This window comes from Paenibacillus sp. Y280, from assembly GCF_056786335.1.
This window is the reverse complement of sequence record NZ_JBXCIW010000001.1, coordinates 173,263-187,528: the sequence shown is the minus strand read 5'-3', so window position 1 is coordinate 187,528 and position 14,266 is coordinate 173,263. Positions and strand designations below refer to the sequence as shown.

12 protein-coding genes are annotated in these 14,266 nt (G+C 48.1%); 7 read left to right on the top strand and 5 right to left on the bottom strand.

The window, feature by feature from the left end; genetic code table 11:
* Positions 1 to 102 precede the first annotated feature (102 nt).
* Complete coding sequence (locus tag AC1TPC_RS00895; protein WP_482064995.1) at positions 103 to 1,404, top strand: MFS transporter; 1,302 nt, start codon at positions 103 to 105, stop codon at positions 1,402 to 1,404.
* Between the two features lie 410 nt (positions 1,405 to 1,814).
* On the opposite strand, the gene AC1TPC_RS00890 is transcribed toward AC1TPC_RS00895, so the two are convergent.
* Positions 1,815 to 2,366, bottom strand: coding sequence for a hypothetical protein (locus tag AC1TPC_RS00890; RefSeq protein ID WP_482064994.1), 552 nt, complete (start codon positions 2,364 to 2,366; stop codon positions 1,815 to 1,817).
* Between the two features lie 88 nt (positions 2,367 to 2,454).
* Here AC1TPC_RS00890 and rbsK point away from each other — a divergent pair, with 88 nt between their 5' ends.
* From rbsK to AC1TPC_RS00875, 3 genes are all read left to right on the top strand, one after another.
* Entirely contained in the window at positions 2,455 to 3,378 is a 924-nt protein-coding gene (rbsK, locus tag AC1TPC_RS00885) for a ribokinase (protein ID WP_482065318.1), read from the top strand.
* Between the two features lie 86 nt (positions 3,379 to 3,464).
* Positions 3,465 to 4,175: an MBL fold metallo-hydrolase gene (locus tag AC1TPC_RS00880; protein ID WP_482064993.1), complete on the top strand. Its 711-nt coding sequence runs from the start codon at positions 3,465 to 3,467 to the stop codon at positions 4,173 to 4,175.
* 17 nt (positions 4,176 to 4,192) lie between these two features.
* A complete protein-coding gene (locus AC1TPC_RS00875) occupies positions 4,193 to 4,756 on the top strand; it encodes a TetR/AcrR family transcriptional regulator (protein WP_482064992.1) in 564 nt (187 codons plus the stop codon).
* A 265-nt stretch (positions 4,757 to 5,021) separates the two neighbouring features.
* Here AC1TPC_RS00875 and AC1TPC_RS00870 read toward each other — a convergent pair whose 3' ends face one another.
* Positions 5,022 to 5,912, bottom strand: a complete 891-nt coding sequence (locus AC1TPC_RS00870; RefSeq protein WP_482064991.1) for an ROK family protein — start codon at positions 5,910 to 5,912, stop codon at positions 5,022 to 5,024.
* A 255-nt stretch (positions 5,913 to 6,167) separates the two neighbouring features.
* On the opposite strand from AC1TPC_RS00870, the gene AC1TPC_RS00865 reads away from it, so the two are divergent.
* Positions 6,168 to 7,406 (top strand): MFS transporter, encoded by a 1,239-nt coding sequence (locus AC1TPC_RS00865; protein WP_482064990.1) that lies wholly within the window; start codon positions 6,168 to 6,170, stop codon positions 7,404 to 7,406.
* 977 nt (positions 7,407 to 8,383) lie between these two features.
* Here AC1TPC_RS00865 and AC1TPC_RS00860 read toward each other — a convergent pair.
* From AC1TPC_RS00860 to AC1TPC_RS00850, 3 genes are all read right to left on the bottom strand, one after another.
* Positions 8,384 to 9,283: an ArsR/SmtB family transcription factor gene (locus AC1TPC_RS00860; RefSeq protein ID WP_482064989.1), complete on the bottom strand. Its 900-nt coding sequence runs from the start codon at positions 9,281 to 9,283 to the stop codon at positions 8,384 to 8,386.
* A gap of 218 nt (positions 9,284 to 9,501) precedes the next feature.
* The gene (locus tag AC1TPC_RS00855; RefSeq protein WP_482064988.1) at positions 9,502 to 9,729 is read right to left on the bottom strand and encodes a 3-dehydroquinate dehydratase; all 228 of its coding nucleotides are present in this window, start codon (positions 9,727 to 9,729) and stop codon (positions 9,502 to 9,504) included.
* A 142-nt stretch (positions 9,730 to 9,871) separates the two neighbouring features.
* The gene (locus AC1TPC_RS00850) at positions 9,872 to 10,783 is read right to left on the bottom strand and encodes an AraC family transcriptional regulator (RefSeq protein ID WP_482064987.1); all 912 of its coding nucleotides are present in this window, start codon (positions 10,781 to 10,783) and stop codon (positions 9,872 to 9,874) included.
* Positions 10,784 to 10,953: 170 nt separating this feature from the next.
* On the opposite strand from AC1TPC_RS00850, the gene yicI reads away from it, so the two are divergent.
* Both yicI and AC1TPC_RS00840 read left to right on the top strand, forming a co-directional pair.
* Positions 10,954 to 13,275 carry an alpha-xylosidase gene (yicI, locus tag AC1TPC_RS00845; protein ID WP_482064986.1) on the top strand — a complete coding sequence of 774 codons (2,322 nt, stop codon included), beginning with the start codon at positions 10,954 to 10,956 and terminating at the stop codon, positions 13,273 to 13,275.
* A gap of 205 nt (positions 13,276 to 13,480) precedes the next feature.
* Complete coding sequence (locus AC1TPC_RS00840; RefSeq protein WP_482064985.1) at positions 13,481 to 14,251, top strand: sugar phosphate isomerase/epimerase family protein; 771 nt, start codon at positions 13,481 to 13,483, stop codon at positions 14,249 to 14,251.
* Positions 14,252 to 14,266 lie beyond the last annotated feature (15 nt).

Here is a 14,266-nt window from a genome sequence, read left to right as displayed (position 1 = left end):
GCTTGGCGAACCCGGTGTATTGTAAATTTTTTGTTCTTTGCTCCCGGAAGTCCCCATTTCCTATACAATAAGAGCATTCGGTTCATTCAGGAGGCCAAGTTTATGAGGTCATTTTCGAAGGAAGAAAAAAGCTGGATGTGGTACGACTGGGGCCATTCCGCCTACTCCATCATCATTTCGACTGCCATCTTTCCGCTCTTCTACAAAGCGGCGGCAGAGGACGCTGGCATTAGCGCCACAAATTCTACGGCTTACCTGGGATATACGATTGCGATTTCAACGTTTATCCTTGCCCTGTTAGGCCCGATCTTGGGCACGATTGCGGATTACCAAGGGTTCAAAAAAACGTTTTTCGCAGGCTTCAGCTTGCTCGGCATCGTCGCCACTGCGCTGCTCACGTTTATTCCGAACGACAGTTGGGAGCTGCTGCTCCTCTGTTATATGTTCATCGCGATCGGTTCGGCGGGCTCCAATGTGTTCTACGATGCCTTCCTCGTGGACGTCACTAACGACGAACGAATGAACAAAGTGTCTGCCCGCGGATTTGCGATTGGATATATAGGGAGCACGATTCCTTTTATCATAAGCATCGCGATCATTCTTCTTGCTAAGCAAGAGGTTCTGCCGATCTCCGTCACGGCGGCGAGCCAAATCGCGTTCTTCATTACGGCCCTCTGGTGGGGCGTCTTCACCCTGCCCATGCTCCGCAACGTACGACAGAAGCATTACTTGAACCGCGAGCCTCGCATCGTTGCTAACAGCTTCAAGCGTCTCTACGAGACATTAAAGCAAATCAAGCAGCATCGTGCGATTTTCTTATTCTTGCTCGCTTATTTCTTTTACATCGACGGCGTAGGGACAATCATTACGATGTCCACAGCCTATGGGACCGATCTGGGCATCGAATCGACCGACCTGCTCATCATATTGTTTGTCACGCAAGTCGTAGCTGCTCCGTTCGCGATGTTGTACGGGCGTCTGGCAGATCGGTTCTCGGGAAAAATCATGCTGTACGTCGGCATCTGCGTCTATATCATCGTATGTATCTACGCGTATTTCATGAAATCGGCGTTCGATTTCTGGGTGCTTGCGATGCTGGTCGCCACTTCGCAAGGCGGCATCCAGGCGCTGAGCCGGTCTTACTTCGCACGGATGGTGCCTAAGGAGAACGCCAATCGATTTTTCGGGTTTTATAATATTTTCGACAAGTTCGCTTCGGTTCTAGGCCCCCTTCTCGTCGGCGTAACCGCGCAGCTCACCGGCAACACGAGCATGGGCGTGTTCAGTCTCGTCATCCTGTTCATCGCAGGCATAGTCATTCTCACGCGAGTGCCGGAGCCGGGTAGAGGGCAGGCGGTCGGCTTAACAGGCAGACATGAAGACAAGACGAGCGGGTTGAACTAATCAACGAGGCACCGTGCTGAAATTTACGACAGCGGATAACGTTAGTTCAATAACGGAAGGACTGCCGAGAGGCAGTCCTTCGCTGCGCAATGGGACTTGAACGTTGAATAGCACTCTTGAACGTTGAATAGCACTCTTGAAGGGCTTTAGCTTTTACAAGAAAGCTAAGCCCATTGAAGACAATAAGAGAAAGAATGCTTTGGTTGACGTCTTTATTTTAAATGCTGTTATGGGCCGAGCAATTCATTTAATTGTGACTGTAATTGCAACCTAAGTTCCTCTACGATCGAAAAATTTGTTGATGCTGCATAGATGGTCTTCATTTGAGAATAAAAGATGGCCGTACAGGAATGACCCCTGCACCGCCATCTTTTCACTTTTGTTCAAAGCGAGCTAGTTCCCTAGCGAGTTTAGTCCTTTTGAGACAGCCCCTTATTCTTGCGCGGCCATATCGTAAAGCTGAAGCTAATAAGAAAATCAATGCCGAGCACGAGTGACCAGAGACGAAGCATATGAAATAAAGCTTCCGTTCGCGCTGCATCTCCGACCATCCTAATCATGCCGTACAAAATGATGGAACCGATTGCCCATGCAAGCAGTTGATGCAGCCATCCATTCCGTTCATATCGGGCATGCTCTGCGCCGAATTTCGGCTTCCCAGCAGGGGCGGGACCGCCAGCGAAGCGATGAGCGAATCGCTCATCGGCCCATTTGATCATCCGATGCCCAAAGGCGATGGAAACGCCTATATAGACAGCTGCCAGACTGTGGGCGAACGTAGCTTCAGCACCGCCGCGCAGATCATAGACGGTTGCGATAACGAGCGCCAGATCGATAAGAGGAGTAGCTAATAGGAATAAGGTTCCTAGCAGCTTTAATTTGAAAATATAGCGGAATAATAGTCCGGCAAGCACAAATACCCAAAAACCAATTTCACAGCCAATGATAAAAGCGGTAATCATGTCAATATCTTCTCCTTCTGTTAAAATAGTTTCATGCTTGAAACATTACGAATGGGATAACACGAACATGGAAGGGATTGAATGATTGATGAAAAAATTGCTTGTCGTTGGAAGCATCAATATGGATATCGTCAGCAATGTGAGAAACTTCCCGTTGCCGGGAGAAACGATACCTAGTACAGCCACTTCTTTTTTTCCAGGCGGCAAGGGTGCCAATCAAGCGGTTGCGGCAGCTCGGGCTGGCGGCAAATGCGCTATGGTCGGCGCCGTAGGCGAGGATCCTTTTGCAGAGACGCTAATTAATGCCTTGCAAAATAATGGAATTGCCACAGATCAAGTATTACGGAAAAAAGGCACTTCAGGTTTCGCCATTATTACGGTAAACGAAGAAGGCGAGAACCATATTATTTTGTCAGAGGGGTCGAACGGACAGCTTACGGCGGATGATGCGGCAGCAGGCGCGGGGAATTGGACAGATGTGTATGCGGTGCTGCTTCAAAATGAGATCCCATGGGAGACGAATTTATCCATGATGGGCAGCGCAAGCAGCAGCGGCGTCAAAGTATTTTATAACCCTGCTCCCGCAAGGCCTATTCCAGAGCATGTATTCCCTCTTATACATACCCTTATTATTAATGAAACAGAGGCAGCAGTCATCTCTGGCTTGGCGGTAAGCGATATTTCCTCTGCCAAGGAGGCTGCGGTGTGGGTTCTGGATAAGGGGACAAACAGTGTCATAATTACACTTGGCGAGAAGGGCTGCTTTTATCAAAATGAACAGGGTGAATCAGCGGCGATTCCAGCCTTCCGAGTAAAGCCGGTTGATACGACAGCAGCAGGCGATACATTCTTTGGCGCCTATACGGCAGCAAGCGCAGATGGCTTGCCTGTTGAGCAAGCTTTAACGTTTGCCGCTGCTGCGGCAGCACTCGCGGTTACGAAGGCCGGCGCTCAATCATCTATTCCTGACAAGGCGGAAATTGAAGCTTTTCTCCTAAACGAAAACAAATAATTGAATTTGGGCTTGCAAAAACTAATGACATTAGTTTATTATAAAACTAACGGTATTAGTTTTTTAATTTGAGGGGGCCGATTAGGATGAGAATGACTCGTGAGAAAACGGTGGTACAGCTGACATATTTGCCAAATGTGTTTCCGGTTAATTGCTACTTGGTTGAGGAAGAGGATGGCTTAACGCTTGTGGATGCAGCGCTGCCTAACAACATCAAAGTTATTCTTCAAGCAGCTGATCAGCTAGGTAAGCCCATTAATCGAATTGTGCTGACGCATGCTCATGATGACCATATCGGCGCCCTCGATGGATTAAAGGAGCGGCTTCCAGCAGCCCAGGTGTTCATATCCAAAAGGGATGCGAAGCTGCTAGAGGGAGATCGTTCGCTTGAGCCGGGCGAGCCGAGCACTCCGATTCGCGGCGGCGTACCGAAGAAGGTTCGCACGAAGCCGGATGTTCTGCTGCAGGACGGTGATCGTGTTGGCTCCTTGCTCGCGGTTGCTGCGCCAGGGCATACGCCGGGCTCAATGGCATTTCTGGATACGAGAAACGACATTTTGATCGTTGGCGATGCCTTCCAAACACGCGCTGGCGTGGCGGTATCCGGACAGCTGAAGCTTCTGTTTCCTTTTCCCGCAATGGCGACTTGGGATAAACGAACAAGTCTAGTAACAGCGCGTCGATTAAGAGATTTGAAGCCTTCGCTGCTCGCGGCCGGACATGGCAACATGGTGCTGCAGCCGCAGCGTCTGATTGAGAAAGCGATTCAAGCGGCGGAACGGTCTTTGGCAAAATAGAAAAGGGGGGATTCGCCTTGTCACCTAGAAGAGGGCTGGATTTGGTCACCATCGTGGAAGAGGCAGCGGCAATTGCGGATGAGCATGGCATAGAAGAAGTGACGCTTGCATCGCTTGCTCAGAAGCTTGGCGTTCGTTCTCCTTCATTATACAACCACGTGAGCGGCTTGAATGGATTACGTATTCAGCTTGCCGTATACGGCTTGAAGAAACTGACTGCTGCTATTAGTGAAGCGCTAAATGATAAAATCGGCGATGAGGCCGTACATGCGATAGCTGCGGCATATATCGCTTTTGCAAGGAAGCACCCGGGCCTATATGATCTGACTTTGCGCTCGCCGGATGCCGATGAGGCTGAATATGCTGCTGCCGGACAGCATCTGGTTGACCTATTAGTGCAGACGCTAAGCTATTATAAGCTTGATCGCGATCAGTCCATACACATCGTGCGGGGATTGCGAAGCTTTATGCACGGCTTTGCTTCTATTGAGCAGAAGGGCGGCTTTGGAATGCCTTATGCCATTGATGAAAGCTTGAAAACAACAATCCAAACTTATTTGAACGGTCTTCGTCAGAGCTAGTATTAAAAGTGCATTAAAAGTGAGGAAGATCCACTCGACAACACAGCGCAATTGCAGCTGATCGCGGGCAGTCGCGCGGGAATAAGTCTATTTTCTAGACTGATTTCAGCGGATGGGGCTAGTTTGGTGAAAATAGATCTACATTGTAGATCAATTTCCCGCTGGGGCGGCGCGCAAAAGTCAGCAGCTGTTAATGATCGCAACAAGCTATAAGAAGGGGCAGTCCTTTAAGGTATAGCAACCTTGAAGAACTGCCCTGTTTTTACTAGTACGTTTGCTGAATCAGCGCGGCTGCGCCGATTAATCCTGCATCCTGCTGCAGCAGTGCTGGAACGATGGCAGCTTGTCTGCCGGAAGGGTTAAGCGCATTTTTGGATACATAATCCCGTACCGCTGCAAAAAGCGGTTCGCCGACCTGCGAAACGCCGCCGCCGATGACGATTTTGTTCGGATCGAGTATATTGATGAGCGATACGCAGCCCATGCCGATTGAAGTAAACACGCGGTTCACAAGCTCGGACATTTGCGGATCGCCTTGCGCCGCCAGCTCAAAGGCTTCTTTGGAAGAAACGTCACGGCCGAGCATCTCCGTCGCTTGACGGGCAACGGCTGTTCCTGAAGCTACCACTTCCCATGGCGTGCCCGCTTGATCCACGAGCATGAAGCCCGCGTCGCCCGCATTGCCTGTTGAACCGGTTAGCAGCTTGCCGTGCATGAAGATGCCGGCGCCAATTCCTGTGCTTATCGTAATGAAGATGAAATGATCCGAATCCTGCGCAGCCCCGATCCATTTCTCAGCAAGCGCAGCTGCAGTTGCGTCGTTCTCCATTTTGATAGGAAGAGGCAAATGTGCTTTAAGCGCTTCTACGACGGGGAAGCCCCACCAGCTCTTTAAGTTCGGCGGGCAGGTAAGCTCGCCTTTTTGCGTATTGAGCGGGCCAGGAGCACCTACGCCAACACCTTTTACTGTCTCAATCGACAGCCCGTTTTGCTCGGCTAGCTGCTTGACCGCGTCGGCGACTCTCGCAAGCATCTCGTCCGGCCCGACTGAAAGGTCGGTTTTGAGCGAGCCTTTGGCAATAACCGAGCCCTGCTCGTCTACAAATCCAAATGCTATTTTTGTGCCGCCAATATCAATTCCTAGTGCTATACTCACGTAGTACCCTCCAATTAATATGAAAAATGGCTTTAACCGTTTGAGAAAAAGTCTATCATACTACCGGAGTATTAGGAAGAACCGTAAGCAGGAACGCTAGGCGAAAGAAGCAAAATCTCCTTCCAACTAATGCTGTACAATTGGAGAGGAGTGTAGTAATATCCAATCAAATGAAGTGCAAGTGAGGATCCTTTGCGGTGCAAAGGGTCCTCTAAAGCGTTTTCACAAACAAAAAAGAAGAAGGTAGCTGCCCACATGAAACCCGAGGCTAAAGCAAGCTCGCGCATTTTAAAATTCGGAATGCCAATGAGCGTTAATGTATGGCGAAACGCCCGCATCGATCTAGGCGCATCCTGTTTATTCAGCTTATTTAATGTCGTACTGAATCAATTCTACATTGCATTTGCGATTCAGCAGGGCGCAACTAATTTTCAAGTGGGCTTGTTATCGGCTGCACCAGCAGTTGGTCTATTGTTTTCACCCTATTGGGCGAATTGGATCGAGAAAGCGAATAATCCACGTCCTTTCGTCATTATACCGAATGCGATCGGAAGGCTGCTTCTGCTGCTGCCTGCTTTTTTTGCTTATCCATCCGTATATGTGATCGCGGCGCTTCTATTTCAATTGTTGATGGGCATTCAGGCTCCTGCGTATGCCGCGCTAGTATCGCGAATGTATCCTTCCGACTTGCGGGGCAGATTGATGGGCTACGTGCGTGTAGCGATGGGGATCATCATGATTCCGCTCGCTTACATTGTCGGAAGCTGGTCGGATGCGTTTGGCCCTTCGGGTCCGCTTATAGCGGCTTCTATTACAGGCTTGCTGTCAATAGGTTTATTTAATACGATAAAGCTGCCAGACAAAAAGGCGGAAGCAAAGCCAGCTGTTCTGAAAAAGGGCGGTTTTCCACTGCATGAGCAATGGAAGCTTATTAAAGAAAATCGAACGCTTGCTGTTTTTTTAGCGGCTACTACGTTTTCAGGCTTTGGCAATATGCTAGCAAATCCTCTCTATCAAATTATTCAGGTCGATGTGCTAGAGCTGACCAACGTGCAAATTGGTTATGCTCGGGTCGCTTATTTTACAGCGCTGCTGCTTACCTTTTGGATTGCGGGCTGGATGATCGATCGGATCGATATTAATTATACGCTGCTTTGCGGTATTGCTGCGTATGCAGTCGTGCCGATGCTCTACGGATTATGGGGCAGCTACGCTGCAGTCATTACAGGAAATGCGATTCAAGGAATCGGGGAAGCGATTTGGGATATCGGCATATTGGCATTTGTGTTCCGGTTAGCGCCGGGCCGGGAGGCGATGGTGTTCGGGATTCATTTGATGCTGTTCGGTGTTCGCGGTACACTTGGGCCTATCCTCAGTGCGTCGCTCTCAACTAGCGTATCCTTGTCGGTTTTATTAATAATAGCTTCTATTTGCGGTTGGTTCGGCACGATTCTATTTCTATCGGGCAACTGGAAGCGGCGCTCGCTTAGCTAGCATTCTTTAACTTCGATTGACGGGCAGACGATAACGCTCTACACGTCAGCGATGGGACAAGGCGGACCTCCGCAAGGAGACGGCACGGGCGAAATGCCTTCTGGTGATTAGGACAGCAGCCGCCAGTAGGGGGCGAACAACCAGCCGATGGTGAACGCCCGCAAGCTCCCGCTGGAGATGGAACGGCTCCAGAAGGCGCGGACGTGATAGGGGTGCCATGTTCACAGACGAGACGGTAGACATTCAAGTGACGGATACGACAAAAAGGTTTCCGTCCCCTTCGAGAACGAGCAAATGGTGGAGATGGAAGCCGCGGGTTGCGGATCTGAAGGCGGATGATATTTGTCCATTATGCTTAAGGATGATTCGCAGGTGGCCGAGTCGATTACGATTCGTACCGGCGGCCGCGGTGGCGGCAGACCGCCGCACCAAGAGCAGGAGCAGGCGACAACGGCGGTATAACGGTATAAAAGAAGGGGTTGTCCCAAAAGGGGCTGAGCCCTCTTTAGGCAGCATTAACGGGAAAAACTCCCGTTATTTCAAGTTTTTTTTGTAAAAATCAGGTTTAGATGGATTTTCTCCCGTTAATATTTCGCTTTTGACCCTATTTCGGTGAAAGTGCTCAGATTAACGGGAGTTTTTCCAGCTAAAGGAACGAACTGAACGTCTTATTAGGAAAATAGATGGAACTTTTCCTGTTAACTCCACAAAAACGTAAATGATTTGAGATAGCCTTTTATTTCAAACTTACGGATTAGAAAAATGAGCGCTGGAATAAGCGAAAAAGCCTGTAAAAAGTAACTTTAAGGAGCTCAGGGCTCTTAGCTAACTGGTAAAAAAATTCATAGTTAGGAACAAGTAAACGAGCAGAATTGGGATGTTCCCATTCCGTGCGAACACTTTTGGGACAGCTCCTTTATTGTTATAAATGAGACGAACCGCCATAAGGTTTATACTGTTTTATCAAGCCTTAAACATTAATAAGCGATATAAACCTGTATATCCTGATCATAATTGCCGAATTGCTTGCCGAACATGCTTAATCCTCCGCTATGGGTAGCCGTTTCCGGTGCGCTTATGCGGAATCTGATATCTTCACCGTATTCAACCGCAAGATCCATTACGGTCCGGTCAGACATCCGAATGCCGTCGATGTAGGAGCCCTCAGAGTCGATAGTGATCTGCTTAAGCAAGCCATGCTGCGTTCCGAGCTCCCACCAAGCCGGGGTGTATACGCCCTTTACCGCTCCAAAGTCGCCTGGACAAGTCCATACACCTAAGCATACATCATTCAAATAAAAAGAAAGGTCAGATGGCCAATTTTCATTGTAATGCGGTGCTTCTGAGCAAATCTCAAGCGAGATTGAAATGCTTCTGACGACTTGTTTGCCGACCAAATAATTGGGGATACGGTATTCAATATAGCCGCTGCCGAACCAGAGATGGCATGCTTTCATACGCTCGGGATCAGAGAAGTAGCGCGGGTCGTCAACCATTCCGATAATTTTGGTGTCGGACGACAGTCCACAGGTCGGCTTTACCTCGTAAGAGGAGTATTGGCCAATCGGAATCGATACGGCATAACGGTTTTGATCCTTTTTCTCCTTCACGCGGAATTGCAGCGTTGCGGAATCGAGCGTCAAGTGGCAAATTTTTTGGCGGCCTCTCGTGCTTGGGACGCTCTCGGTCGTAACAATTAAAGCCTCCTCGAGCTTCTGAATATGCTTGGTTACAATAGCCGACGAGATGCCGAGCGCTTCTGCCAAATCCTTAATGTTCATGGGCTTGATATTCAACAGCTCAATGATTTTGATTCTTGTATCCGATGAAAAGCATTCAAGAAATTTGATATTATGGCTCGTAACCTCGATATTCATGGAAAGCTCCTCATTCCGTTCGTTTTGCCACTATTATATAATCTGCAAGTTAAGTACACAACTTTAAAGTTTACTATTAACGAAATAACGAATAGGGTGCTCCGTAAGATCTGAGAAGATCCTACGGGGCACCCTATTTAGAAAGCTTTTCACCGCGAATTATTCATAATGCCTTAAGCAGACGAAAGTCATATCGCTAGTTTTAGTCGAAGACCGTTTTAGTAAAGAGAAATAGTTAGCGTGTCGCGCTCAAAATAAGAATGAAGCGTTGCCTCGCTGCCTACAATTTCTACGCTGATCAAAGATTTAATACATGTTTTTAAAGCGTTTTTGCCTGTAGTCAGCTTGCGGTTAAGCACTGCGGTCAGCTTCTCAATCGCTTGCTTATTCGTATCGGTTAAATAGACAGGTATCGATTTATTTTGGAATATCAGCATTGTTTTCATAGTATGGACCTCCATCCCGCGAAGGATTTTTTTTTATAAGTGTAACTGACAATTATTAAATAATTCTTAAAATTCGGTGAGTATTTGGTTACAAAGCTGTAACTTTTGTTAAAAAGTCATCTAAATGCGGCTTATTTGCTCATCATATTCGTCGTTCCGGCGCTTCGAGCTGTTTTTTGCGGAACTGCGAAGGTGTACATTTCATCAATTTGCGAAATACTTTAACGAAGTAACTAATGTGATCGAATCCGACATCAAGTGCTACCGCCGATATTTTGAGCTCGGGCCTGAGCAGCAGCTCGGTCGCTTGCCTTATCCGATAAGCATTCAAATATTCGATTGGCGTCTGTCTGGTCATCGTCTTGAAGAAACGGCAAAATTGTCCCTCGCTCATCGGAATCTGATCGGCGATTTCTGCGATTCGGATGGGTCTGTGAAAGTTTTGCTGCATATACACGATGGCTTTCTTCAGTCTGTCGATCTTAGTTGTGTCTGCCGTGCTCGTCTCGCTGCGATTGCAGCAGGCACCTACAGCTGCGATTTCGTGAAGCATCAAATAGAAGCGACCCTTCACCGCGGTCTCAAGACCGGGCGGCTGGCTTTCGTAAACGCTCATGATGCTTTGCAAATGATGAAGCAGCGCGCGTTCCCAATCCGACTTTGGCTGAATATGTCTCGGGAACGTTCGTTTCTTGTCCTGAAGCGGTGAAATATAGCGTTCTTGCACAGCATCGTAGCTTGCACTTGCAAGCAAATGCGTATCGAATACGATTGCGCAAAACGAACATGCTTTATCGCCAAGAGCATGTCCAGCGTGAATATCTCCTCCATCAATATAGACGGCCTCGCCTGCCCGGACAGGGAAATAATCGGTATCTACCTGAAAGAGTACTTCACCCTCAAGCACATAAAAAAATTCAGCTTCAGCATGCCAGTGGCAATCGAGAACGGGGACACCGGCTTCATGATGTTCAATCCAATAGGCTGCAAGCGGGAACATGTTGTCGCCATGAAGACGGTCTTCCTTTAAAGCATGACGTATTGTTTGATCCATTTTGCAAGTGCCTCCTATGTTTGATTCATGATGAATGGCTCCCAGAGAGGCATTTCGTCAGAATAGTGCTATAGATGAGCATGATTTTGTTAGATTAGTTCGATTAACTATCAGTATAATGCAATTATGCAGGAAAGCAAATAAACAAAACAGGAAGGTTGGTTCAGTCCATGAAATTTACAGACGGCAACTGGCTCATTCGTGATGAATACAAAGTATTAGGAGCGGTACAGGTACATGATTTTGAGCAAAATGAAGGCAAGCTGACGGCTTATGCATCTCCGCAGCCCATCGTAACGCGTTCAAATATGCTGGATACGATGCTGTTGACGGTTCACTTTCATTCTCCGCTGCCAGGCATCATCGGTGTTAAGCTCGTGCATAACGCAGGCCTCGTGGAACGCGGTCCGGTATTCGAGCTATCCTCGCAAACCGGCGATCATGTTGTTATTGAAGAAAACGAAAACGAGGCCGTTCTTACAAGCGGCAATCTAAGCGTTCATATACGTAAAGGCCCGGTATGGGCAGTCGATTTCTACCGCGGCGGCGAGCGCATTACGGGCAGCACGCAAAAATCGATGGCTTACATTAAAGAGAACAATGGCAATACGTTCATGCGCGAGGAACTGGATGTTGGTGTTGGCGAATGGGTTTATGGCCTAGGCGAGCGCTTTACGCCGTTCGTAAGAAACGGTCAAGTCGTCGATCTTTGGAACAAAGACGGAGGCACAAGCTCCGAGCAAGCCTACAAAAACGTACCTTTCTACATCACGAACAAGGGCTACGGCGTATTCGTCAATCATCCCGAGCTCGTATCGTTTGAGATCGCTTCGGAGAAAGTGAAAAAAGTACAGTTCAGCGTTACAGGCGAATCACTCGAATATTTCATTATCGACGGTCCTAGCATGAAGGATGTCCTTAACAAATATACCGATTTGACAGGCAAGCCGTCGCTGCCGCCGGCATGGACGTTTGGTCTATGGCTGACGACATCTTTTACAACTAATTATGACGAAGCGACGGTTAATTCATTCGTTGACGGCATGGTAGAGCGCGACTTGCCGCTGCATGTATTCCACTTCGACTGCTTCTGGATGCGCGAATTCCACTGGACGGATTTCAAATGGGACGAGCGTGTTTTCCCAGACCCAGTCGGCATGCTTGCACGCTTGAAAGCAAAAGGGCTCAAAATTTGCGTATGGATCAATCCTTACATCGCGCAGCGCTCGCGCTTGTTCGAGGAAGGCAAGCAAAACGGCTATTTAGTGAAAAAACCAAACGGAGACGTATGGCAATGGGATTTGTGGCAGCCAGGCATGGCGCTAGTTGATTTCACGAACCCGGCTGCTTGCGAGTGGTATGCGAGCTATTTGCGCGAGCTAGTAGACATGGGCGTAGACAGCTTCAAAACCGATTTTGGCGAGCGTATCCCTACGGATGTTGTGTATTCAGATGGCTCAGATCCAATGAAAATGCATAACTATTACACGCAGCTTTATAATAAAGTTGTATTTGAAGTGCTGGAAGAGAAGCTTGGCAAAAACGAAGCGGCCTTGTTCGCCCGTTCCGCTACTGCCGGCGGCCAAAAATTCCCTGTTCACTGGGGCGGCGACTGCTATGCCGATTACGAGTCGATGGCAGAAAGTCTTCGCGGCGGCTTATCGCTCGGAATCTCTGGTTTTGGATTCTGGAGCCACGACATTGGCGGATTTGAAAATACGGCGCCTGATCATGTATTCAAGCGTTGGCTAGCCTTTGGCTTGCTGTCGAGCCACAGCCGCCTGCATGGAAGCAAATCGTACCGAGTGCCTTGGGCATATGATACCGAAGCGGTAGATGTAACGCGCTTCTTCACGAAGCTGAAATGCCGCATTATGCCTTACTTGTTTAATACAGCTGTTCAAGCTACCGAGCTTGGCTTGCCTTCGATGCGCGCGATGGTGCTTGAATTCCCTGAAGATCCAACAAGTGAAATTCTTGATCGCCAATATATGCTGGGTGATTCTTTGCTTGTAGCTCCAATCTTTAATGAGCAAGGCCATGTCACTTATTATTTGCCAGCGGGCAAATGGACGCATCTGCTCTCCGGTGAAATCGTAGAGGGCGGATCATGGCGCAAAGAGAAATATGATTTCTTCAGCTTACCGTTATTTGTTCGTCCGAACTCGATTATTGCGCTTGGAGCAAATGATGTCCGTCCGGATTATGATTATGCCGACGGCGTGTTGCTAGAGCTTCATAATCTCGAGGACGGCAAGACGGCTGCAACGATGGTTCGCGATGTAAAAGGCGCAACTGAGCTTACGGTAACGGCAAGCCGTCAAGGCAGCGCGATTTCGATCAAAGTAGACGGCAGCGGCAAACCTTTCACGATTGCACTGAAAGGTCTTGGAGATATCGTATCCGTAGAAGGCACGGAAGCCGAAATAAGCGGCAATAGTGCTAAGCTGTCTTCGGGTTCCAAGTCATTGGCATTTACGATTAACATCTAATGAACAAGAGCAGCTCAGTCACAGCCCTTTGTTGGTTAACTCTGAGCTGCTTCTCTTTTTTTAGCCATTAAAATAGGCATTGACCAAAATCGCATAAGAAAAGACTAATAAAACAACTGTTTTTCACATGAAACTGTCGATATAATGAAGGCATAAAGCAAAATCAAATACATCAAAATAAAAAATATAAGGGAGTGCAGCTCACATGACAAGAATGAATATTGGCTTGCAGTTGTACACATTACGCGACGCTATAGCGCAGGATTTTGAAGGCACGCTTCGCAAGGTTGCCGCAATGGGCTATGAAGGCGTAGAATTTGCCGGCTACGGAGATATCAAGGCGGAAGCGATGCGCGACCTGCTGCAAGAGCTGAACCTGAAAGCAATCGGAAGCCACATCGGCTTGCATTTGCTTGAAGGAAACCTTGAAGAAGAAATCGCTTATCTTCAAACGATCGGTGCAAAATATGCGATTTGTCCTTGGCTTCCAGCTGACGCTCGCGATACGGAAGCATTTCGCGGCCATCTCGTAAAATTTGAAGAGTATGGAAAGCGTTTCCGTGAAGCGGGCATTACATTCGCATACCATAATCATGATTTCGAATTTGAAGTGGAAATTGATGGTCAAATCGTTTTTGACGCCATGTATGAGCGTATCGACCCGCAATACTTGCAGGTTGAAATGGATATCGGCTGGGTGCAGTATTCCGGTGTAGATCCGATTGCATATATTGCAAAATACGCAGGCCGTTTGCCGCTACTCCACTTGAAGGATTTCCGCGGCGGCGAGAAAGGCCAGCAAATCGATACCGTTGAGCTTGGCCGCGGCGATTTGCCGTTATTGCCAATCATTGAAGCTGCTTCTAAAGCATCCGTTGAATGGCTTATCGTTGAGCAGGACACATGCGCAAACCCGCCGCTTGAAGCTGTTTCGGAAAGCATGGAATGGATGAAAACGAATTTTTTAAGCAAATAAACTAATTTAGAATAG

What these genes read in the sequence shown, in the direction of transcription:
- AC1TPC_RS00895 (WP_482064995.1), top strand. Translation starts at nt 103, where the DNA reads ATGAGGTCATTTTCGAAGGAAGAAAAAAGCTGGATGTGGTACGACTGG.
- AC1TPC_RS00890 (WP_482064994.1), bottom strand. Translation starts at nt 2,366, where the DNA reads ATGATTACCGCTTTTATCATTGGCTGTGAAATTGGTTTTTGGGTATTT.
- rbsK (WP_482065318.1), top strand. Translation starts at nt 2,455, where the DNA reads ATGAAAAAATTGCTTGTCGTTGGAAGCATCAATATGGATATCGTCAGC.
- AC1TPC_RS00880 (WP_482064993.1), top strand. Translation starts at nt 3,465, where the DNA reads ATGAGAATGACTCGTGAGAAAACGGTGGTACAGCTGACATATTTGCCA.
- AC1TPC_RS00865 (WP_482064990.1), top strand. Translation starts at nt 6,168, where the DNA reads ATGAAACCCGAGGCTAAAGCAAGCTCGCGCATTTTAAAATTCGGAATG.
- AC1TPC_RS00860 (WP_482064989.1), bottom strand. Translation starts at nt 9,283, where the DNA reads ATGAATATCGAGGTTACGAGCCATAATATCAAATTTCTTGAATGCTTT.
- AC1TPC_RS00855 (WP_482064988.1), bottom strand. Translation starts at nt 9,729, where the DNA reads ATGAAAACAATGCTGATATTCCAAAATAAATCGATACCTGTCTATTTA.
- AC1TPC_RS00850 (WP_482064987.1), bottom strand. Translation starts at nt 10,783, where the DNA reads ATGGATCAAACAATACGTCATGCTTTAAAGGAAGACCGTCTTCATGGC.
- yicI (WP_482064986.1), top strand. Translation starts at nt 10,954, where the DNA reads ATGAAATTTACAGACGGCAACTGGCTCATTCGTGATGAATACAAAGTA.
- AC1TPC_RS00840 (WP_482064985.1), top strand. Translation starts at nt 13,481, where the DNA reads ATGACAAGAATGAATATTGGCTTGCAGTTGTACACATTACGCGACGCT.